This window comes from Paenibacillus sp. FSL R5-0623 (assembly GCF_037974265.1).
GTDB lineage: Bacteria > Bacillota > Bacilli > Paenibacillales > Paenibacillaceae > Paenibacillus.
On sequence record NZ_CP150233.1, the window covers coordinates 6,662,020 to 6,683,472 of the forward strand.

The 21,453-nt window shown below is 46.5% G+C and carries 18 protein-coding genes; 6 read left to right on the forward strand and 12 right to left on the reverse strand.

Annotation, left to right across the window (positions count from 1 at the left end; genetic code table 11):
• Nucleotides 1-106: 106 nt before the first annotated feature.
• The 5 genes from MKY92_RS29145 to MKY92_RS29165 all read right to left on the reverse strand — a co-directional run bounded on the left by MKY92_RS29145 (nucleotide 107) and on the right by MKY92_RS29165 (nucleotide 7,975).
• Nucleotides 107-1,282: an acyltransferase gene (locus MKY92_RS29145; RefSeq protein ID WP_339298525.1), complete on the reverse strand. Its 1,176-nt coding sequence runs from the start codon at nucleotides 1,280-1,282 to the stop codon at nucleotides 107-109.
• 282 nt (nucleotides 1,283-1,564) lie between these two features.
• The gene (locus tag MKY92_RS29150) at nucleotides 1,565-2,911 is read right to left on the reverse strand and encodes a deoxyribodipyrimidine photo-lyase (RefSeq protein WP_339298526.1); all 1,347 of its coding nucleotides are present in this window, start codon (nucleotides 2,909-2,911) and stop codon (nucleotides 1,565-1,567) included.
• 36 nt (nucleotides 2,912-2,947) lie between these two features.
• Nucleotides 2,948-4,111, reverse strand: coding sequence for a response regulator (locus MKY92_RS29155; protein WP_339298527.1), 1,164 nt, complete (start codon nucleotides 4,109-4,111; stop codon nucleotides 2,948-2,950).
• A gap of 99 nt (nucleotides 4,112-4,210) precedes the next feature.
• Nucleotides 4,211-7,306, reverse strand: coding sequence for an ATP-binding protein (locus MKY92_RS29160; RefSeq protein WP_339298528.1), 3,096 nt, complete (start codon nucleotides 7,304-7,306; stop codon nucleotides 4,211-4,213).
• Between the two features lie 240 nt (nucleotides 7,307-7,546).
• Nucleotides 7,547-7,975 (reverse strand): SRPBCC domain-containing protein, encoded by a 429-nt coding sequence (locus MKY92_RS29165; RefSeq protein WP_237177936.1) that lies wholly within the window; start codon nucleotides 7,973-7,975, stop codon nucleotides 7,547-7,549.
• 227 nt (nucleotides 7,976-8,202) lie between these two features.
• Between MKY92_RS29165 and MKY92_RS29170 the strand changes: the two genes are divergently transcribed.
• A complete protein-coding gene (locus tag MKY92_RS29170) occupies nucleotides 8,203-8,970 on the forward strand; it encodes a class I SAM-dependent methyltransferase (protein ID WP_339298529.1) in 768 nt (255 codons plus the stop codon).
• A 310-nt stretch (nucleotides 8,971-9,280) separates the two neighbouring features.
• Here the strand turns inward: MKY92_RS29170 and MKY92_RS29175 are convergent, their stop codons facing one another.
• Together MKY92_RS29175 and MKY92_RS29180 are read right to left on the reverse strand one after the other, a co-directional pair.
• Nucleotides 9,281-10,315: an NADH:flavin oxidoreductase/NADH oxidase gene (locus MKY92_RS29175; protein WP_339298530.1), complete on the reverse strand. Its 1,035-nt coding sequence runs from the start codon at nucleotides 10,313-10,315 to the stop codon at nucleotides 9,281-9,283.
• A 48-nt stretch (nucleotides 10,316-10,363) separates the two neighbouring features.
• Nucleotides 10,364-10,555 (reverse strand): 2-hydroxymuconate tautomerase family protein, encoded by a 192-nt coding sequence (locus MKY92_RS29180; RefSeq protein WP_017691642.1) that lies wholly within the window; start codon nucleotides 10,553-10,555, stop codon nucleotides 10,364-10,366.
• Between the two features lie 444 nt (nucleotides 10,556-10,999).
• Between MKY92_RS29180 and pepT the strand changes: the two genes are divergently transcribed.
• A complete protein-coding gene (gene pepT / locus MKY92_RS29185; RefSeq protein WP_339298531.1) occupies nucleotides 11,000-12,238 on the forward strand; it encodes a peptidase T in 1,239 nt (412 codons plus the stop codon).
• A 135-nt stretch (nucleotides 12,239-12,373) separates the two neighbouring features.
• Here the strand turns inward: pepT and MKY92_RS29190 are convergent, their stop codons facing one another.
• Nucleotides 12,374-13,066: a cyclic nucleotide-binding domain-containing protein gene (locus MKY92_RS29190; RefSeq protein WP_339298532.1), complete on the reverse strand. Its 693-nt coding sequence runs from the start codon at nucleotides 13,064-13,066 to the stop codon at nucleotides 12,374-12,376.
• 283 nt (nucleotides 13,067-13,349) lie between these two features.
• On the opposite strand from MKY92_RS29190, the gene MKY92_RS29195 reads away from it, so the two are divergent.
• Complete coding sequence (locus MKY92_RS29195) at nucleotides 13,350-14,189, forward strand: methyl-accepting chemotaxis protein (RefSeq protein ID WP_339298533.1); 840 nt, start codon at nucleotides 13,350-13,352, stop codon at nucleotides 14,187-14,189.
• A gap of 147 nt (nucleotides 14,190-14,336) precedes the next feature.
• On the opposite strand, the gene MKY92_RS29200 is transcribed toward MKY92_RS29195, so the two are convergent.
• Nucleotides 14,337-15,773 (reverse strand): alanine/glycine:cation symporter family protein, encoded by a 1,437-nt coding sequence (locus MKY92_RS29200; RefSeq protein ID WP_339298534.1) that lies wholly within the window; start codon nucleotides 15,771-15,773, stop codon nucleotides 14,337-14,339.
• A gap of 327 nt (nucleotides 15,774-16,100) precedes the next feature.
• Between MKY92_RS29200 and MKY92_RS29205 the strand changes: the two genes are divergently transcribed.
• The gene (locus MKY92_RS29205) at nucleotides 16,101-17,030 is read left to right on the forward strand and encodes a response regulator (RefSeq protein ID WP_339298535.1); all 930 of its coding nucleotides are present in this window, start codon (nucleotides 16,101-16,103) and stop codon (nucleotides 17,028-17,030) included.
• Between the two features lie 172 nt (nucleotides 17,031-17,202).
• Here MKY92_RS29205 and MKY92_RS29210 read toward each other — a convergent pair whose 3' ends face one another.
• Nucleotides 17,203-17,379, reverse strand: a complete 177-nt coding sequence (locus MKY92_RS29210) for an aspartyl-phosphate phosphatase Spo0E family protein (RefSeq protein ID WP_017691636.1) — start codon at nucleotides 17,377-17,379, stop codon at nucleotides 17,203-17,205.
• Nucleotides 17,380-17,813: 434 nt separating this feature from the next.
• On the opposite strand from MKY92_RS29210, the gene MKY92_RS29215 reads away from it, so the two are divergent.
• A complete protein-coding gene (locus tag MKY92_RS29215) occupies nucleotides 17,814-18,437 on the forward strand; it encodes an acetate uptake transporter (protein ID WP_221819949.1) in 624 nt (207 codons plus the stop codon).
• Between the two features lie 210 nt (nucleotides 18,438-18,647).
• The gene (locus MKY92_RS29220; protein WP_221820279.1) at nucleotides 18,648-19,160 is read left to right on the forward strand and encodes an acyl-CoA thioesterase; all 513 of its coding nucleotides are present in this window, start codon (nucleotides 18,648-18,650) and stop codon (nucleotides 19,158-19,160) included.
• Between the two features lie 41 nt (nucleotides 19,161-19,201).
• Here MKY92_RS29220 and MKY92_RS29225 read toward each other — a convergent pair whose 3' ends face one another.
• Complete coding sequence (locus tag MKY92_RS29225) at nucleotides 19,202-20,278, reverse strand: anthranilate phosphoribosyltransferase (RefSeq protein ID WP_339298536.1); 1,077 nt, start codon at nucleotides 20,276-20,278, stop codon at nucleotides 19,202-19,204.
• Nucleotides 20,279-20,296: 18 nt separating this feature from the next.
• Complete coding sequence (locus MKY92_RS29230) at nucleotides 20,297-20,890, reverse strand: ANTAR domain-containing protein (RefSeq protein ID WP_339298537.1); 594 nt, start codon at nucleotides 20,888-20,890, stop codon at nucleotides 20,297-20,299.
• Nucleotides 20,891-21,453: the final 563 nt, after the last annotated feature.

Here is a 21,453-nt window from a genome sequence, read left to right on the forward strand (position 1 = left end):
TCGTCCCCCACATCCAGCATATCTATATAGACGAAAAAACCGCTCCCCGCTCTCCCCTAAGGTCGACCAAGAAACGGTTTATTATTCCTCTAATTGGAAATGTATCTTAACGTACGTCCAATTGTCCCGAGTTCTGTTGTGGCGCGAGACGTGGTTTCGGTTTTGGCAGATTGCCAAAGATCACCCATGCATATGGAACGAACCTTGCCGTCAATCCAACAACAATCCACGAAGCGATCAGAGCTACACCGAATCCTCCGGCATACCACAGATGCACTAACCACGATACTCCTGTTTGAGGTGGATAATTCCGATACACCAGCAGGAAGAATGGATGAATCAGGTAGATGCCAAAGGACAATGCCCCAAGCCGATTCAGCGGCTTGACGATGAGTGACGGCCCTTTGCGATAGAGCAGATAGGCAATCTGGATAAGCACCAGCGCACAAGCAAAGGTATGCACATTCCAGAAGAATTCATACCACAGTGTGTTATACGTTGCGATCTTCAGACGCAGCAGGTAATAGATATACACATGGCCAAGTCCGGCAATGATCCATACCGCCCAGAGCAGAATCCATGAAGCTACGCGTCCTTTGGTTGCATTGGCTCGACTGATGACAAACCATTGCTTGATTTTAGGGAAGTACACCCCGATAAAAGCACCCAGCATGAAATAGGAAAAGTATGAGAACGCCCAGCTTCCCTTGTTGGGTACCTGGAATCCATATTTATTACTTACGATGAATGCCCATTGAATCAATAGTCCAATCGGAACAGACCATTTCACCACAGAGGGATATTTCTTAAGCAACCATAACACCAATGGAAATAACAGATAAAATTGCATGTTAATAAACACAAAGTACAGATGTGTATAGGCCTTGCCCGTAAACAATTTCGTGATGAAACTTACTGCCGATTCGCCGAAAGGTCGGCCCTGATAATGCGTGAAATGCAGCAACACAAAATACATTAATGAGAACAGGAAATACGGAAGCAAAATATACACAAATCTTTTCTTGTAGAAGTTACTCACGAGTTTCTTATCCAACGGACGGGAATAATAGTTATAGAACAGTACAAAACTGCTCATAAAAATAAAGGTTGGCGTACCATATTTCATAAAGATATTAATAAAGTTGTACAGCCAGTAGTAGCCTGAACCCGTCATGTCCACCGTCGCATAGGACGTGGAATGCACGCACAGTACGCCGATAATTGCCATGGCACGCACCAGATTCAGTTCTGGAATTCGCTCTCTTTTCAGTGTTTCACTCATGTTTACGTTTCTCCTTAATGTGTTCGTCAATATGTCAGATATGACTTAATACAATAAAGCTCTCTATCTATTAAAAGCCATAATGCTTAAGATGGATAGTCCATTTTCTTAACAATTCCTAAATTTTCAACACATTTCACACTATTTTCATGTCTATATATGTAAAAAAGACCGCGAGTACGCGGTCTGTGGAACATCCTGCTCTCAACCAAATGAATATTGGATCAAACGGATGAGAATGGTAAATTTGGGTTTGGGCATGCATCCCGCCCCTGACTGAGTCTACTTCGAACGACTCGCCAGAATCTGTTTATACACGTCAATAGCTACCTGTCTCGATACCTTCAGATCAACGATGGCATCCTTGCGCGGCTGATGGATGTCCTTGCTATGCAGATCCTTCAATTCAGGCAACCACTTGCGAATATAATCACCTTGCGGATCATATTTCTCAGATTGCGTTACTGGATTGTTCACCCTAAAATACGGAGCCGCATTCTCACCAAGCGAAGCACACCATAACCAGTTACCACGGTTTTGAATGTTATCATAATCACTCAGCTTGCGCCTGAAATAGGCTTCACCCAAGGTGAACGGGCATTGCAGGTTTTTGGTGAGAAACATCGCCGTGAGAATTCGCAGCCGGTTGGGCATATGTCCGGTTTCATTCAGTTCCGTCATCGCTGCATCAATAATCGGAATGCCTGTCTCCGCCTTGCACCACCGTTCAAAGTGATTATCATGGAGAGTCGAGAGATCGTACACCTTTTCATATGTAAAATAGTGACTCTCATAGACTGCCCGATACAGATAGAAGTCGCGGAAGCACAACTGCCTGATCCATTCCCCCGCTTCTGCGGTGCGACTCGCCGCATCATACATCTTGCGAATGGATACGGCCCCCACAGCCACGTAAGAACTGAGATGACTCGGCTCGTAAGCCTCATATTCATCCCGATGATCACCGTATTCAGCAATTCGATCCGATAAAAATTGACCCAACAGCAGATGAGGGTCCTCGTCATTCGAACCACTGCCCTCCAGCAACTCTGGAGGTACCTGCATTACATCCGGCCATTCAATCTGACGATCACTCACCTTCAACGCTGCAACCGTTGTTGCCGAAGGAGGGTTGGGATGTTCATTCATGAATTCCACCCACCGCCGATGGAAAGCCGCAAATACCTTATATGGCTCCGACTTGCCTGTAAAGTTGGCAAATCCATTCAGATCCATCAGCAGATGATCTGTCAGTTGTGTGAACGTAACCTCGCGTGCCTCACTGACTATGCGTATAGCCCTATCCCGCTCGATTGCATACGGCGTCATGTCCCGATGGACCACAATCTCGTCTATCTCACCTTTGAATTCGTTCAGGATGAATTCAACCACTTCAGCCGGTTTGCCGTAAGCAACATGCAGTTTTCGTTTGGCTTCAAGATACTGTCTGCCTAATTCCGCTGCATGCTGCCTGAAATTCACACCGCTGTGTTCCTTCTCTCGGCCTTGCCGCAGGAGGAATGGATCATAGATGAGAACATGCACACTCTCTTCTTGGTGTTCCCGCAAATAATCGAATGCGGCCAGATCATCCGTACGCAAGTCTTTGCGGTGTATGAATAACTTCATGTCTCACCCTCCTGTCTGAACTTACGTTACATACGTTTATTTGTCTGTCAGGTTCTGATATAACCTGCTTGTTTCGGGCTCCGGCTGATATCCCAGATCCTCATTTAATGTCAATGCAAATGAATGATATAAACGAAGTATGCTTTGCTGATCATCCATGGATGCATACACTTCCATCATGAGTCGGCAGATTTCTTCCGAATAAGGCTCCCGTTCCTGCAATATCGTTAATTGCTCAATCGCTTCCTTGCCACGACCATGCTCCATGTCCCATCTCGCGATATCCATAACCAGCGCTGTATACTTGCGTCTGAGTTCCCTTGCTTTGGCCTGTGCCCAATGATAATCATGCTCTTCCAGATAATCGCCACGATAAAGTGGAATCATATGTCTCAAGTCTTCAACATTGTCTGATGTGATGACATTGTAGACCATGGCTTTTTCAAATTGATCCACATCACTTACCAGATTGCCTGATAACAGACGATAGCGGTTCATATTGTACTCCAGCTTGCCTGTCATGTTCCATTCCTTAAGCAGCTTTCGAATCTGGTACACGGAAGTATGTAGATGGGTTAATCCCTTTTCCTGGGAAACATCACCCCATAGCTTATCAAGCAGAATCTCCTTGCTTACCCATTCTTCCCTGTGATGAAACAAAAAAGCAAACAATTCCTGTGATTTGGTTGTGCGCCACTTATGTTTCTTGGCACCCTGATCCAGACTTCTGTAGATATCCAGATGTTTGAACGTAAGCAGCCCCGGAACTTCAGTATCCAACTCCACAGATACAGGTTCCGATTCCTGTACCTCGGCGGTGGCTGCAACTTGGGGATTATGCAACATTATGCCCGCAATTCGATCAATGGTTTTGGCCAATCGGGCGGAACTAACCGGTTTAAGTACATAATCCAGAGCATGCAGCTCGAATGCTTCCACTGCATGGTCCGCATAAGCCGTAACAAAGATAATACGAATACTCTGATCCAATTGCTGTATATATTCAGCCGCTTCCAGGCCATTCATCTCCGGCATTCCAATGTCCAAAAATACAACATCTACACGTTCATTTGCCAGAAAATGCAGACCATCACGAGCTGTTGAAAAACATTGTACGGGTGTAATTCGTCCGTCCGTTCGTAGTAGTCGCTCCAGATGAAGCTGCGCTGGCTTCTCATCATCGATCACAATGGCTCTCACCGTTCTTTCAGCCTCCTGCCATGAAAGATTCAATAGGAATACCGATTTTATCAGCACCCGCTTATTAATCTGTTAACCATAATTGTTTAACTCGGCACATTAATTGGAAAAATCCACCTTTTGCACAGGGATACGGAATTGGATCTGCGTGCCTTTACCCACATGGCTATGAATCTCCAGTCCCTGACCATAGAGAGACATCAGGCGACGGTTTATATTTTGCAGCCCGACACCTCCCGGACCTTCGGTGCGCCCAGACTTGACCTGAGCCATACGCTCAGGAGGGATACCTACACCATCATCCTGGACCTGTACAACTACATGCTCGCTCTCTTTGAAAATCCTAAGGTGAACTGTCCCGCCGGCTGCCCGCTCCATCACGCCGTGGCGAATGGCATTCTCCACAAGTGGCTGAATACTGAGAGGTGGCAGATACAGAGGTACGTCCGATTCCACCTCATACTCCACCACCAGTCTTTCCTCAAATCTCGCCTGTTCCAGATGCACATAAGACTCCACCAATTCCAGCTCTTTGGTCAAAGGAACAAGCTGCTGCCTGTTCTGGAAGTCAAAACTTCCGCGCAGGTAATGACTCAATTCAATCAGCAGATCGGTTGCTTTATCCGGATTCACTGCACAGGTCGCGATAATAACATTGAGTGCATTATATAGAAAGTGTGGCTTGATCTGGGCCTGCAAAAAGGCCATTTCGGTCCGAATAGCTTCCTGCACAGAACTCCGCATCTCAATTAACGTCCGAACCCGGGCACGTAATTCACCGGCATCCACCGGTTTGCTTAGGAAGTCATTGGCTCCCGCCTGGAATCCGTGTTTGATATCCTCAGGCAACCCGCGGGCGGTCAGCATCAGAATCGGTAACTCCGACAAGGAACTGTGCTCGCGCAATTTGCGACATAACTCAAGCCCGGACATCTTAGGCATCATCCAGTCCGTAATAACAAGATCAATGGACGGGAACTCCTCACGGAGTTTCAATGCAGTGGACCCGCTGTCCGCTGCAATCACGCGATATCGTTCTGTCGACAATAGGTTAAGCAATACCTGTCGATTCACGGGGTCATCGTCTACAATCAGAATCGTATGCTCCGCTTCCGGAAGATCATCCGGCTCATCTGACTCTCTTGTCACAAGCTCCTTCGCCCCTGCCCCCTGTGCAGCAACATATCGGGCGGCAACTGGTTTCGAATGAGATTGCAACATAGGCAGCTTCATAACAGGCAGGGTGAAATGAAAGGTCGAACCTTGCCCCGGGGCCGATTCAACCCAGATCTCACCACCGCCAAGCTCAACGAGTTTTCGCGTAATACTCAGACCCAGTCCGGTTCCATTACTCAATCGCTCGATCGTGCCGTTACTCTGCTCATACGCCTGGAAGATATCCTCCTGTTTGTCCAAGGCAATGCCTACCCCTGTATCCGCGACCGATACCTTCACCCAATCCCCCTCAACACTGGCGTACAATCGTATCTCACCCTGCTCAGTGTACTTATAGGCGTTACCCAGCAAGTTATACAGAACTTGCCTTAGGCGATCTTCATCTGCCTCAACAAGCGGCAACGACTGAGGCCATTGCTGAATCAATATAACCGGCTTATCCTCAAACGTGAAACCCGAGACCTCAACCACAGTATGAGCAACGGATTCCAGATCAACAGGTACCCGTTTCAACTCGATCTCACTATTTTTTAATTTGGAAAAATCCAAAATATCGTTAACCAGCAGTGAAAGGCGTTTGCCGGTTGAAGTAATCATGGAGAGATTTTTGGCTTGCTTGGGCGTGACTGCTCCGGCCGCCCCTTCCAGCATGGATTGTGCAATATTAATGATGCCATGGAGGGGAGTTCGTAGCTCATGAGACGTGTTCGCCATGAACTCGTCCTTCAGGCTGTCGATGGCAAGTAAACGCTCTGACAGGGCTTCCACGTCTCGGAATGATTGTGCGAAGCGGATTGCGGTCACTATCATCTGGGCAAATACAAATAATAAAAGTTCAATCAGCGCAAAGAACGCCGTGTCTAGGGTAGTGAACGCACCAAGCGTATACAACACAACAACCATGAGTATGCTCATCATACTCACCAGTGCAAAGTGGCTGTCATTCGGCCGGCCTTTCAACCAATAAAACATGGCTCGCAGCGTATACAACATGACAACAAGCGAGATCAGCAACATGGGAAGCTCAAGAGACGAGAAAAGCGTTGGAGGAAGCGTAAGACCCACAATAGTCTGGGTAACGATTAGCACTACAGCCAGACGAACAAACCACTGATGAACTGCTCCTGGCACACGGGCATCCATATACCGAAGCAAGAAGTAATAGGCAGCGGCTGAACTAAGGAGCTGAATCCGAAGTATCTCATTATTGGTCAGGAACGGTACAAACGTACCCAGTAACTTCTCCCCGTGTGTCAGAGCGTATAGCGCACCAGAAAGGCTGAATAATCCGAGAAAACGAAGCTCCTTCTCCGTACGTCGTAATCTGAACAGAAGTAGAAAAAAGGCGGCGGGCAAGATAAAACCGAATAAGGCCATCAGATCCTTGAGCCAACCTTGTTGCTGGCTTTTCAGAATACTATGCTCGTCCCCAAACAAAATGGGCGCTATAATGCCCCCGGAAGAATAACTATAGTTCGATACCTGAATGATAATGTCAGCCGTGTTGCCCTCAATGGACGTGAATCCTGTAAAGGGCAGATTTAATTGTATATCTGTCGCCTTCGTCTTTCCTGGCAGACCTTTACCGCCAATCTCTTTACCATCGATAAATACCCGGTGGGCCATGCGTATATTCTGCGTGCGTATACCATAATCGTTTTTCATCGTCCGGGGTGTAAGCTGAACTTGCAAATGATAGGTTCCATACCCATGGGCCTGACCCAAAGATTTGTTCCATCGGGCAGGAACCTGAGTGCCAGACGAAGCCGGCAAAGGCTTGCGACCGGATACACTTGCTTCAATATCTGCCGGACTCAGCAACTGCCCAGGGTAGAAATCCCAGACACCCTTTAGAGACGCTGCACCCTTGCGATCAAAGTCCCAATGGGTCAGGTCAATTCTTCCATCTGCAGCCTGGGGGTTACTCCGCTCACTAATTAACGTCTGGGCGATCCAGCCCAGCGGAACAATGACAACGCATATGAAACTTATGGTCAGCATAATCCAGTGTTTTCTCATCTATGTATTCCTTCCATCCACAATGGCGAGAGACGTCTAATTTTGTCGATTTATCACTATAATTCATGTTACACGTTTCTGGTGCTCACGGAAATAGTTTCCGTATCAAAATCGGTCAACTTCTTTATAATTTGAAGGATCTCTATCTGTTTTCGCCAGCTCTTGGTACACCAAGAAACCCCAGGCCGAATTTCACCGGAATGAACGGGCGAAATGACCTGGGGGTGATTGAATGAAGATTTATTTAACAACTTGGGCAAGCTTCTGAACGATTCCGGCCCATCCCTGTTCCATACGTTCGCGTACGATAGCGTGGGCCTGTCCAAACTCGGTCAGTTTATCCGCATCCCAACCGCTGTGAATCAGCGTGAAATCCGTACCTTCGGGCTGTTCATTCAGTTGGAACGTCAACGTCCAGTCCTTACCCCAGCGGAATGACAGCTTGTGCAGCGGATGAACTTCCGTCACCTGACATGGTGATTGGCCGAAGGGGCCAGCTTCCAATATAAACTCGTGACCTTCCACGGGTTCCAGATTGCCTGGCATGAACCAGGTTTTCAGTCCCTGCTCGGTCGAGACCATTTCCCACACCTTCTCTACAGGTGCATGAAGCACCAGTTCCTGCCGTATATCTGGCAGTGCGCTTGATGAACTTGATGATGAATCCATTCGAATCAGCTCCTTATACATTTCATTTCGTATGACTACCCGAATAGAAGTTGACCTCCGCTTTACCCACACCCTATAATTGGAACATATTACATAAAAGGTGCGTGATTCCTATGATAGTCTGCTCTGAAAATTCCAATTCCAACCGTTGCCGGAAGGGATAATCTTAACGAGTTCCCTTCCACGTTTGCAATTCATTATATCAAAATGTGGGGGACACCTATACTATGTCATTCAGTTATTACGGTCCATTATGTACCGACGTATATGATCTAACCAAACCTGTGGGACACTCCTTGGGAGGAGATATTGAATTCTATCGCCACTATCTTCAGCGCTGCAAAGGACGTATCCTTGAAGCCATGTCGGGATCAGGCCGAGTGCTCATTCCTTTGCTTGAAGCAGGCTTGAAGGTGGATGGAATTGATTATTCAACCGATATGATCAACTCTTGCCGTTCTCGTTGTATGGAGCGGGCATTACCCATGCCTGAACTGTTCGTTGCCGATCTGGAGAAGCTTGATCTTCCATATCGATACGAGGCAATTATCATTCCCGGAGGTTCTCTGCTCCTCATCCAAGACAGACAGGCGTCGATTAACGTATTACGTAATCTATCTCAGCATTTGGAACCTGGCGGCAAGCTCGTGTTTGATCTGTTTCTGCCCGATGTGACACAACCCTCTTCTGTAGAAACATCAACCGTTTCATTACCCGATGGTGATACGATCACTGTAGAAGTGAAAACCATTGAAGTGAACCTTCTGCACCAATATAAAGTAAGTCTGATTCGCTACGAACAATGGCATCAGGGTGCTCTTGTTGCTACGGAGCTGCAACAACTCACTCTACGTTGGTACGGCATAGAAGAGTTACGCCTAATTCTCGAACACATTGGTTTCTCTGACATTAAAGTGTACGCCGACTTTAACCCGGATCAACCACCCACGCAGTCCAATCAAAAATTCGTCTATGAAGCGACTCGAAGAGCGTAGTCATCCGTAATCGGATGGATATGATTCTCAATATCCAAAATCAGGCCACAGCATGAGGTTTAACCCATGCTGTGGCCTATTTTACTATATAAAATTTGCACTAACATTTACACGAAAACGAAGAGGACAGAAATAACTTGAAGAAGCGGAGCGTTCGCCCAAAAGCTTTCTGCAAGAAAGCTACATCGGAAGCATACGCTATCATCAGATTTTCACCTTTGAAAAAGTGAATCAAAAAATCTGAGGATAACAGCGATCGGAAGGTTATTCTGTCATCGGAGTGGCAAGTGTAAGTATAATTTGGAGCAGATTAGTATCCACGAGAATATTGCTCCGCAATGGCAGCTTGATCCTTGCTGACACCCAGTTCCAGAGCGGCATGGTTCGCCCAGTACGGGTCACGCAGCATGCCTCTACCAACGGCAACCAGATCCGCATCGCCGTTTCCAATCACCGCCTGAGCCAATGCTGCATCCTCCAGCATACCCACTGCGATTACAGGAACGTTCAGCTCTTCACGGAAGCGACGGGCAAATGGCACCTGATACCCTGGATAGTTCCCTGGTTTCCGCTGACCGGAAGGTCCTTCGCCGCCTGAACTGATATGGAACATGTCCACGCCTGCATCTTGGTAGGCACGAGCGATATTGATGGTGTGGTCGATGTCGTATCCACCATCCGCGTATTCTACAGCCGAAATCCGCAAAATCAGCGGCATATCTGCTGGCATTTCTTTTTTCACTGCACGAATGACTTCTACGCCAAAACGGGAAAGATCCTGCCCATATACATCCTCACGATGGTTCATCAGCGGAGAATGGAACTGGTGGATCAGATATCCATGTGCACCGTGCAGTTCAATGGTATCTACGCCAGCCTGTACTGCGCGGCGAACACCGACTGCAAACTTCTGCACCATGGCTTCTACCTCTTCGGTACTTAACGCGCGTGGTTCCTTGTACTTTTCTCCCGGGAATGTAACTACCGATGGGGCAACCGGCTGCGGAGCATCCTCTGCTTTTCGTCCTGCATGTGCGATCTGAATAGCTACTTTGGAGCCGTAGGCATGGATTCCGTCTACAAGTTTGGTGAAGGCAGGCACATGCTCATCTGACCATATACCCAAGTCATTATCGGTAATACGTCCATCCGGATCTACATCGGTCATCTCGATTACAATCAGTCCTGTTCCTCCAACCGCACGGCTCACATAGTGAACCTGATGCCAATCGTTCGGAATGCCGTCCTTCGCCGTCACGGAATATTGGCACATGGGTGCCATGACGACGCGGTTATTTAATTGCAGACTCATGAATTGATAAGGGGAAAATAATTGTTCAGTCATTAATGTTACATCTCCTGTTCCATGATCATGATATATATGAAGCCTTACTTATTTGTCTAAGTCCGAAAACAGTTTTCCGTTCTTGCCGTAATTGTCCTTCTCCAAATCCTCAATGAAGATAAAGACTTTGCTCGGATCAACATCCAGTGTCTCACAAGCCACCTGAGTCATACGTTCAATCAACTGACGTTTCTGCTCGACCGACTTGCCTTCCAGTACCTTAACCGTGATAAATGGCATGTCTAGAACCCATCCTTTCTTCATCATTTATTATGAACCTGACGTACGGAAACACAAGTACGTACATTTTTGTGCCTTGGTACCCTTTTTGATACCTAGTCATCCTCACATATTTCGGTTCTGCCCCATTCTGGAAATGACTGCAAAACATGATATGATAACCGTAGAGAACCACAATAATTACTATACCCAATTTACATAAGTTGTGACTAACGGTTACACGATAACGGAGAGGGCAGAAATAACCTGTAGAAGCGGAGCTAAAAGCTTTCTGCAAGAAAGCTGCATCGAAAGCATACGCTATCCTCAGATTTTCACCTTTGTAAAAGTGGATCAAAAAATCTGGGGATAACAGCGATCAGAAGGTTATTCTGGCATCGTAGTGGATCAGTGTAAAATAAGTAGCTCAACTTATATACTACTCAAGCTAGGGAGCGATAATAGATGAAAGATATATTAATTCAAAGACTGAGTACTTATGTTCAGATGGATACCCAATCCGATGAAAATAGCGAGACATGCCCTTCCACACCCGGCCAATTGGCCTTGGGCAAACTGCTGGTTGAAGAATGTACCTCCATTGGTCTGCAAGATGTGACGATGGATGAGAATGGTTATGTCATGGCTACACTGCCATCCAATACCGACAAGGATGTTCCCGTAATTGGTTTCCTGGCTCACCTCGATACAGCGACCGACTTTACTGGCAAAAATGTCAAACCACAGGTTATCGATAACTATAACGGTGCTGACATTGTGCTGAACTCGGAGCTGGATGTAGTACTGTCCAACAAGGATTTCCCGGAGCTGCACGAGTATAAAGGCCACACCCTGATCACAACCGATGGTACAACGTTGCTTGGTGCAGATAATAAAGCAGGCATAGCGGAGATTATGACCGCGATGGCCTATCTGATTGAACACCCGGAAGTGAAACACGGTAAGATTCGGGTTGCTTTTACCCCTGATGAAGAGATTGGCCGTGGACCGCACAAGTTCGATGTAGCTGCTTTTGGAGCCAAATATGCTTACACGGTTGATGGCGGACCGCTTGGTGAACTGGAATACGAGAGCTTTAACGCAGCTGCCGCCAAAATTACCGTACGAGGCACCAATGTGCATCCCGGAACTGCGAAGGATAAGATGGTGAACTCTCTGAAAATTGCGATGGAGTTGAATCGACGCCTGCCTGTGGAGGAAGCTCCTGAATTCACGGACGGTTATGATGGCTTCTATCATTTGTTGTCTCTGGAGGGTGATGTTGAGCTGACAAAGATGGGTTACATCATCCGTGATTTCGACCGGGAGAAGTTTGAAGAGCGCAAAACAAATCTATTGAATATCGCAAACGAATTGAAGACCAAGTATGGAGAGAAAAGCATCACGGTTGAATTGAATGACCAGTACTATAACATGCGTGAGAAAATTGAACCCGTACGCCAGATCGTCGACATTGCCCATGAAGCCATGACCCGACTGGACATCGAACCTGTTATTCGCCCCATCCGAGGAGGAACAGATGGTTCCCAGCTATCCTATATGGGCTTGCCAACACCAAATATCTTCACTGGTGGTGAGAACTACCACGGCAAATTCGAATATGTATCGGTAGACAATATGGTGAAGGCCACCCGTGTCATTGTAGGGATCGCTCAATTGTTCGAACAACGCGGAGATATCTAATCCACTTGAAGTGCAGAGCAAAAAGAGCACCCCTCGGTATATTCGAGAGGGTGCTCTTTGTGTGCCTTATTGTATTTTATTGTGTCGCGTCATGTCGCATAGATATACAGACCTGGTCTTTATTTTAAAATGCCATCACTCATATATATTGCCTCCCGCGATGACACGCAACTGCTCCAGATCACAGATCACTAGCTTTCGCTGCACTTTGCGAATAATATCTCGATGACACAGATCCTGAACGACTCTATTAAGATGTCTATAGCTGGTGCCTAGCATATCCGCCAGTTCGGTGAGCTTGGAGGTCTGGATCTCTTCTGAAGAGGACTCGTCCTGGCCCATTGTGGACAACAGATAGCTGGCAAATCGGCTTTCGACCGGATATAACATATTCAGACTCGACAGGTTGGAAAATGTATACAATTTATGCGTAACTTGACTCAGCATAAAGTGGAGAAACTTAGGGTTCTCTGCATACGTACTCTGGAGAGCGCGATAACTGATACCCAGCAGCAAACTTTTGCTCACAGACTCTACCGTATTCATAGCCTCCTTGCCATTTATCAGTTCCAAATCTCCCACGAGCGCAAGGGGTGTACTGAAACGAAGCAACAGAGACTTCCCGTTAGACAGGGTGGTATAGATTTTGAGCTTGCCCTGCACGAGAAAATACAATCGCTCCGGTCGCTCCCCTTTGGCACATATCATCTCGCCCTTCGCAGCTTCAAGTAGTCGCAACTCAGCGAGTGCAGGCTCGTCCAGCACCTGATCCAACCCATTCTCACGGGCGAGTTGTCGCACAAGTCCAAAGTCCATAATTTCTTTCATTCCGACTTCCCCTCCGTTGTCGTAAATAACGCATGCAAAAGGACATATGTCCCATAATTGATATACATTCGTACAAATATCTTGATATAAAAATAGTTACAGCTAACACTTATATCCAGTAAATCATTTCAACTGGGAAATATTTTAAAATTTAATCATAAAATGTTCATTCTTTCATGCAAAATACCGTTCACGAAAGGGCATTACCGTCCGATGAAAGATAGAGCATTCCATAGATCGTTATAAATAATACATTCAAATATTGAAAGGATGGTCCTCTTCCATGAACGTTGTAGATGCCCTGCTTAAAGTAATGCCTTATATCAGTCTGATCCTTAGAGAACCAGCTAGTTTAACTTTATATGATCACGAAAAGGTGTTAGAGGTTATTACCACTGACAAGTTTGACCTTGGTTTTGAAAAAGGAATGCCACTCTTGGAATCGTATCAAAACTTTGCCATCTTAAAAAACGGAAGAGAAGCTACCCTCGCTACTCTCTCCAAGGACGTTTATGGTATCGAACTGGATATTCTGAACATTCCGATCTTTGATGATCACCAGAAAGTTGTTGCTGTTTTCTGTGTATCTTACGACCAATCTAACCAGAACCAACTTGAGGATATTATACAAGAAAATCAAACCATCAATGGTAACCTCGTTGATATGGTGCAACATGTCGCTGCTCATGCCGAAGAATTGCAAGCAACCAGTGAGCAGATCTTGCAGAACACAAGACTTGCTGTTCAGAACTCTTCCCAAATCAACAAAGTAGCCGGGTTCATTCGTGAAATCTCTGAGCAAACCAACTTGCTTGGCCTGAACGCCGCTATTGAAGCCGCTCGCGTTGGTGAAGCCGGTGCCGGTTTCGGTGTGGTTGCTTCCGAAGTACGCAAACTCTCTGTGGATGCCAAACAAGCTACAAGTGATATCGATACCAGTCTGAGAGATGTACAACAGGTCATCAAACAGATGGAAGTTGAAGTTTCCCAGATTGCAGCCTCTTCACAGGAACAAGCAACGCTTGTATCCTCCTTTACGGATGTGATTGAGCAGCTTAATGAAACAGGGGAGCGAATGAAAGTTCTGTCCGAACAACTGATCAGTTATTCCGTTAAAAATTAATCGACATATATCTTTTGATGAACTTTGGCTAGTGCAAAGATACATTATATATGCAACAAACAGGACTCGGGTTGCCCATGATGGATAATCCAAGTCCTGTTGTTTGTTGTGCCCATTTTATATAACCAACTACGTTCAGATAAAATCTTAATTGGCTACATGTATTGATTTATCTCCAATAACTTCTTCTTCCGACTGCCAGCATTCCACTTCACCCGGAATATGAATGCGGTCCCGCGTAAAGACGGGATCACGTCCTTCAGCCTTTTGTTTCTTATAGTCCTTCAACGCTTCAAAGGTCACCTTGGACAGCATCAGAATTGCAATCAGGTTCACCACCACCATGAGCCCCATGAACAGATCAGCCAAATCCCATACCAGCTGCACTTTGGCTACCGCACCAAACACCACCATCGCGATAACGCAAATGCGGTACACCCACAGCCAAACTTTGTTGGATTTGATAAACTCAATGTTGGTTTCTCCATAGTAATAATTTCCGATTAGTGTACTGAAGGCAAACAGGAACACCATAACCGCCAGGAATCCTGATGCCCATGAACCAATATGTACACTTAATGCAGCCTGAGTTAATTCAATGCCACCCAGATCGGAACCTTTGTATACCCCGGATAGCAAAATAATCATGGCTGTGCTTGTACATATCACTAACGTATCTGTCAGCACGCCAAACGCCTGAATAAGTCCCTGTTTCACCGGATGTGTTGTATCCGCCGTTGCAGCAGCATTCGGCGCGCTACCCATTCCTGCCTCATTGGAGAACAATCCGCGTTTCACACCGTTCATCAGTGCAGCACCCAACGTTCCGCCAGCAACCTGTTCGATGCCGAAGGCATTTTTGACAATCAACGCAATCATGGCCGGAAGCTGGGTTATGTTCGCCAGCACCACAAAAGCCGCCACCCCAATGTACAATACGGCCAGTACAACAACGATGTATTCCGATGCTTTTGCAATCCGTTTGACACCGCCCATGATAATTCCTGCAAATATCACAGCCATAATGATACCCACCGTTAACCGATCCGTGCCAAATGAGTTCTCAAATGCAACGGTAATCGTGTTAGACTGCACAGCATTAAAGACCAAACCGAATGAAAGCGTAATGAGAATGGCAAATAAAATCCCCATCCAGCGTTTGCCCAACCCACGTTCCATATAATATGCCGGACCCCCGCGGAATCCGCCCTTATCCTTCACTTTATAGATCTGAGCCAACGTACTCTCCACAAAACTGGAGGCTGACCCGATAATTGCAATGATCCACATCCAGAATATAGCCCCAGGTCCACCCAGTGCGATAGCCAGTGCAATACCGGTAATATTCCCCGTACCTACACGGGCCGCCATACTAATACAGAACGCCTGAAAAGGTGAAATTTTGCCTGGTACCTTGCTTTTCGGCTCTAGAAGCACCTTCACCATGTCTCCAATCATGCGGAATTGCATGAATCGGGTCTTGGTGGTGAAGTATATACCACATACTACCAATAGTATAATTAACACTTTGGACCATAGAAAATCATTGAAAATGACGACAATATCTTGTATTGTTTGCTCCATCGGTATGCCCCTTTTATGGTGTATTTCAAACACAGAGATGGTCACGTGAAAAGTTTGTACCATTCTGCACAACACTAGCCCCAGACTTCAGGATGTTACTTATACTACAAGGGCATCTACGGAAATCGACAAATACCTACATGCAATTCCTACATTTATTTTAAAAATGGGCTTTGTCGCCCAATCATTGTCATTTAACCTGACATATCAGGTTCTATGCAAGAAGGAAAGGAACGATTACACTGGAACGAGAGTTCATGGCGGAGTTAACCACCTTTACCATAGATTTATCAATCACACCATTCACAGAGAAAGGGAATGACTGACATGCGTTATTTTATCGTGGATGATGATCCTGGCGTTCGTTCCATGTTGATGGATATTATTGAGGATGAAGGCCTTGGCGATATTGCCGGGGAAGCTGAGGACGGAGCACATATTCACGCGGAAGTGTTGGAACTGCATAAGGTGGATATCCTGCTGATTGATCTGCTGATGCCACAACGAGACGGGATCCAGACTGTGCGGGCGCTTGAAGGAAGGTTCGAGGGCAAGATTGTCATGATCTCCCAGATCGAGTCGAAAAATATGATCGGAGAAGCCTATTCACTAGGCATTGAATATTATATTACGAAGCCGATTAACCGGTTAGAGATTCTATCTGTTCTGCGGCTGGTGAACGAAAGGCTTCGGATGCAGCAATCTATCGCAGATATTCAGCGGACATTGCAGGGATTGTCCGGTTTGAATTCTATCGAACGTGCTGCGGCTCCTGTTCCGGACAAAACAATTACGACTGCAGGACATTTCCTGCTGTCCGAGATGGGCATGATCGGCGAAGCAGGCAGCAGGGATCTGCTGGACATGCTGGAATATCTGGAGCAGGTAGAGACAGATGAGCATAAACTGTCCCCCTATACGTTCCCATCCCTCAAAGACATCTTCCAGAATGTAGCGATACGTAAACTGGGAGGAGACGCCTCTCTCGCAGAGGTGAACAAGGAGATCAAGGCATCGGAACAACGTGTTCGCAGAGCCATCTTCCAGACTCTGAGCCATGTGGTTTCTCTGGGATTAACAGATTATACACATCCCAAATTCGAGAACTATGCATCCAAATTTTTCGATTTCACCGAAATTCGTAAGAAAATGCTGGAGCTGCAAAACAATGTGGAGCCTTCCTTGTCCCAGACACGCATTAATACAAAAAAATTCGTACAGGTCCTATATTTGGAAGCCAAACGATTGCTGCATTAAATAGATGCATGATGGATACGATGCCAAACAAACGGGCATGAATATTACGCCGGTAGGATACCGCCTCATCAACTGAGGCTGTCCATACCGGCTATATTCATGCCCGTCTGTACGATCAAGCGTTACAATCTATGTGATTTGTTCCGTGTATAAAATCAAAATCGCTTTGGGTTCAAGCCCGTGAATGGTTTCGGCTAATTCGGTTATACTCATTAATCAATTCGTCCAATGCCATAGACTGCCGAATCACATCGGGATGCCCAAGACCACCCTTGTTATGCTCTACCAGCATATGAAGGTTATGTCTGGCCTTCTCTATTTTATTTTTCAAATCCAAACTCATAACCATGACCCCTGATACCTCCTTATTCTGTGAACCATTTTAGTTTTTCCTGTCAATCTATAGTTGGATTAACATATGGCATAGGAGACAAGGATGTTTTGTATTCTTCTCCAAATTTTGATAAAGATTATTTTATCACACAATAGCTTATCCGAAAATGGCTGATATGACGCAATTTTAGTGGTATTATCGAGGGCTTTATTCTAGCGTCTGGCCTCATCATTCACCGCCAGAACGGATTGTGTCGTAAATGTGTATATTGAAAAAAACAAAAAGTACATTGAATCAAAAGGTAATAAAATCCCTTTCCATAACGGGGTCATTCAGGTACAATAGGGCGATGTGTGTCCGGACCCGGCGGATACAAATGATGTATTTAGAGGACGGCCAACGACGGCCATTGATCCTGATTTGATATTATTGGAGGCTTAATCATCACCATGCAGACCGATTCACAGACTAAAGTCAAAATTGTTAACGCCGATCCCAGCGCAATGGGATTATTTGGGTTGGCTATCGTAACCCTGGTCGCTTCTTCCCAAAAGCTTGGCATTACGGATGGACTTAGCTACGCTATTCCTTGGGCGATCTTCCTGGGTGCCTTTGCCCAGCTATTCGCATGTATTCAAGATTCCAAACGCAACAATACCTTTGGCACAACGGCTTTTGGCGCGTACGCATTCTTCTGGTTTGCCATGGCGGCCAACTGGATGATCAAAATGGGCGTATTTGGCTCCACGCTTGCTGAACAGGCCGATGGCAAGCAGCTCGGATTTGCTTTTGCCGGATACCTTGTATTCACCCTGTTCATGACAATCGGTGCGATTGAAGCGAATAAAGTGTTGCTTATCATCTTCATTCTGATCGACTTCCTGTTCCTTGGCTTGACCTTTGACGCTTTCGGCGTAGCTCCTCACATTTTCCACACCATTGCAGCATACGCTGAACTGGCGATCGGAATTGTGTCCCTGTATGGTACAGGTGCTTCGGTACTGAACGCTCACTTCGGTTATGCGTTCTTGCCGATCGGCAAACCGTCCGGCATTTTCAAGCCTAAGGCTTAATATACAGCAGTAAACCGCCAGCGCGCCGGTCCGCGCCTGGCGGTTTTTTTGCAGTCCAACTTCAATTGAATATGTATCTGACCGACACCTATACTAGGGATAATAGATCAGAAATATACCCTGCAACACCTGAATTGAATTGTCACAGCAGCCATACTGTCAGGAGGAAAAAACATGAGAGAGACACCGAAACCCACGGAGATGGATCAGGTGGAGAAAAAATATGTACGCGAAACGCGTTGTTTCAAGACGGCACGGGTGTTCCCGACCGATGTCAACAATCATAATACGTTATTCGGCGGCAAGCTGATGTCCTACATCGATGATATTGCATCCATCGCCGCTTCCAAGCTATGCCGGGTCAATACCGTAACGGCCTCAACCGACTCGGTGGATTTCCTGTACCCGATTAACCCAACGGATTCGGTTACGCTTGAATCGTTCGCGTCCTGGACAGGACGTAGTTCCATGGAGATTTTTGTGAAAGTGATTCGAGAGGATCTGAAAACCGGAGAGAAGAAAATTGCAGCAACTGCATTTCTGACCTTTGTGGCCTTGGACGAAAATAATCGCAAACTGATCGTGCCTCGCATTATTCCGGAGACGGAAGAAGAGAAGAAATTATACGAGACCGCTCCGGATCGGGCGGCCATGCGGAAACAACGGCGGCAAGAGAGCAAGAAATTCGCTGACTTCCTGACCGTTACTTATCCTTGGGAATAAAAACAAGCTAAACAATAACAAGATTGAATACCAGCATTACATTATCTGGACGATGCCGGATAGATGGACACCGCTCTGTTATCCGGCAGTTCGCCACCCATGGAGACACACCACTGCTGATAGATGCGATACGCTGCACCACTCTCCAGCAATCCCTGACAAGTGTATATGCCCTCTTCGATGGAATTGACACGCCCCGCCGCGTACAAGCGGAAACCTCCATTTAACAAGACCTGATTCACAAAAGCAATATGGCCCTCACCGCTTAACACGCTTTCCGCCACTTCAAGCTGCTTCGCAGCCGTCCAGACCAGATCCGGCACGGGCATATCCAGTTCATAGGCTGCAGGATCAACCAGTTCCAGCTTCATATCGCCGTCTTCCACGGCGTATACGCGGGTTGGCCGATCAATATACATATCCTCAGAACCTTCCATTCCCTGTACCACATAAGCACGGCGATAAGTAAAGCGGGTAAGCAGCTTCGCAATCCGATCCAGAAAAGTATTATGAAATACACCAAACACCAAGTACGGTGAATGGTTATAATCAATCAGTTTCTCTGCTGTGTTAAACACCGTTCGAAAACCCAACTCTTCCCGTAACGGACGAAGCTTGCGAAGAGGTGCGCACCAATCCTCGGAGGACACGTACATGACACCCAGACGCAATGCAGCGCTCCGGGCATCTTCCCGATCCATCTTGTGTGTATCAATGCCCACTTCCTTCAAAAGTACCGACAACGTGACGCCCCACTTGGGTGGTAAAGGATCACTCCCGTGCAAAGTCACCGGCAACCCGGCCGCCGCGAGTACAAACGCAACCGGAAACGTGGCCATGAACGACTTTGTCCGTCCATCATAAGGACCCGCGCAGTCCAATCCATCCTGAAATATGGAGAAACGTTCCGCACTGTTACGACAAGCATGAACAAAAGCTTCCAGCTCCTCGACGTTTTCCATTTTCATACGTTCAGCCATAAGAAACGCAGCCGTCTGGGCAGGGGAAACCTCCTGTTTCAGGATTTTCTCTGCTACGGTCAGTGCCTCTGTATAATTCAGATCACGCGAGCCTCGTTTCCCACGTCCGACCTCTCGGAGTATTTGAGACATATCCATGCAGAACCCTCCTTCCGATTAAGACTGGAGCAGTTGATGTGCCTTCACAATTGCTGTAGCTACATCGACCATCCGTTTGCGTTCATCCATCGCTTTCTTGCGTAACAGGTCATAGGCTTCGGCCTCCGAAATCTGCTTCAGATCACTGAGGATAGCCTTCGCCATATCAATCCACTTCCGATCCTCCAGCCTGGATTGCAATTGCTTCCGTTCCTGCTCCCACTGTTTGCGTTCCATGTAACGTCGGGCTGCAAAGTGAAGAGTCCAGTGAATCTCGGGCCCGGTCATGGATGGAGTAAGTATTCCATCAAATGAGGTTTCGACCTCGCAGGACTCTGCGGAGGAAGAGGCTGTATCTGGCGCGCACCACCAAAGCAGTGGTGAATCCGACTTACCCTTTCCCAGGCAGTTCCCCCAGTATTCCACATCAGTCAGGGATAGGTGTAAAATGGATGCTTCCGCCTCACGAGCCAGCTTCAGCACCTCCGTTTCACTGCCTGCCACCTGTACATGGTACCCGTTTGCTCCCAGCAGCCTCTCCGGTGTCAGAGGGATTGCATCGGTTGAGGCAGCTATCGTTGGTTGTACACGGATGACCAATAAAGATCGCATGATGGATCAATCCCTCCCTATAACGTATAGTCAGAGTCCATAACATTTAAGGCGTTAATACACAAAAGCAATAAATGTGTCATGTTACCTGACAAAAACCAAATAGTCGCGATTATACGTTCTGAAATCAACATGTTGATAAGCATTTCATGCCTCGCCATCCTGCACTAAAAAAGGGCGAAACAGTGACCATGGCACCTTTTCTACAGTTTTATTCGTATCCGGTATACTAATTTTATCTAAATCCTTCATTCTTATGAAGGTATGTCTGTAAAACGTCGTCGTTCCATTGATATTCCAATAAACTCATGTAAACATAATTAACTTTAAATTTCAAATACTTTTTTATGTTAACTATCTTGACATGAGTAGATCGATCTTTTATAGTTAAGCCATAACAACTCCATATTTGAATCGATCACAGTTACAACGGCGTAGCTGGTTGAAACGGCAATGAAGCCTGTTTTGCAATCTCGGAGCAAGGGATGCGTATGTATATGCGCAGTCCTCCGAGGCATAACAGGCTTTTTCGATTTTAGAGACAAGGTTTTGAGGCAATTTGC

Excerpts from the sequence above, each read along its gene's own strand:
- MKY92_RS29175 (WP_339298530.1), bottom strand. The coding sequence starts at position 10,315 with ATGACTGAACAATTATTTTCCCCTTATCAATTCATGAGTCTGCAATTA.
- MKY92_RS29190 (WP_339298532.1), bottom strand. The coding sequence starts at position 13,066 with ATGAAAGAAATTATGGACTTTGGACTTGTGCGACAACTCGCCCGTGAG.
- MKY92_RS29165 (WP_237177936.1), bottom strand. The coding sequence starts at position 7,975 with ATGGATTCATCATCAAGTTCATCAAGCGCACTGCCAGATATACGGCAG.
- pepT (WP_339298531.1), top strand. The coding sequence starts at position 11,000 with ATGAAAGATATATTAATTCAAAGACTGAGTACTTATGTTCAGATGGAT.
- MKY92_RS29210 (WP_017691636.1), bottom strand. The coding sequence starts at position 17,379 with ATGGTTATGAGTTTGGATTTGAAAAATAAAATAGAGAAGGCCAGACAT.
- MKY92_RS29215 (WP_221819949.1), top strand. The coding sequence starts at position 17,814 with ATGCAGACCGATTCACAGACTAAAGTCAAAATTGTTAACGCCGATCCC.
- MKY92_RS29225 (WP_339298536.1), bottom strand. The coding sequence starts at position 20,278 with ATGGATATGTCTCAAATACTCCGAGAGGTCGGACGTGGGAAACGAGGC.
- MKY92_RS29170 (WP_339298529.1), top strand. The coding sequence starts at position 8,203 with ATGTCATTCAGTTATTACGGTCCATTATGTACCGACGTATATGATCTA.
- MKY92_RS29160 (WP_339298528.1), bottom strand. The coding sequence starts at position 7,306 with ATGAGAAAACACTGGATTATGCTGACCATAAGTTTCATATGCGTTGTC.
- MKY92_RS29200 (WP_339298534.1), bottom strand. The coding sequence starts at position 15,773 with ATGGAGCAAACAATACAAGATATTGTCGTCATTTTCAATGATTTTCTA.
- MKY92_RS29150 (WP_339298526.1), bottom strand. The coding sequence starts at position 2,911 with ATGAAGTTATTCATACACCGCAAAGACTTGCGTACGGATGATCTGGCC.
- MKY92_RS29195 (WP_339298533.1), top strand. The coding sequence starts at position 13,350 with ATGAACGTTGTAGATGCCCTGCTTAAAGTAATGCCTTATATCAGTCTG.
- MKY92_RS29230 (WP_339298537.1), bottom strand. The coding sequence starts at position 20,890 with ATGCGATCTTTATTGGTCATCCGTGTACAACCAACGATAGCTGCCTCA.
- MKY92_RS29145 (WP_339298525.1), bottom strand. The coding sequence starts at position 1,282 with ATGAGTGAAACACTGAAAAGAGAGCGAATTCCAGAACTGAATCTGGTG.
- MKY92_RS29205 (WP_339298535.1), top strand. The coding sequence starts at position 16,101 with ATGCGTTATTTTATCGTGGATGATGATCCTGGCGTTCGTTCCATGTTG.
- MKY92_RS29180 (WP_017691642.1), bottom strand. The coding sequence starts at position 10,555 with ATGCCATTTATCACGGTTAAGGTACTGGAAGGCAAGTCGGTCGAGCAG.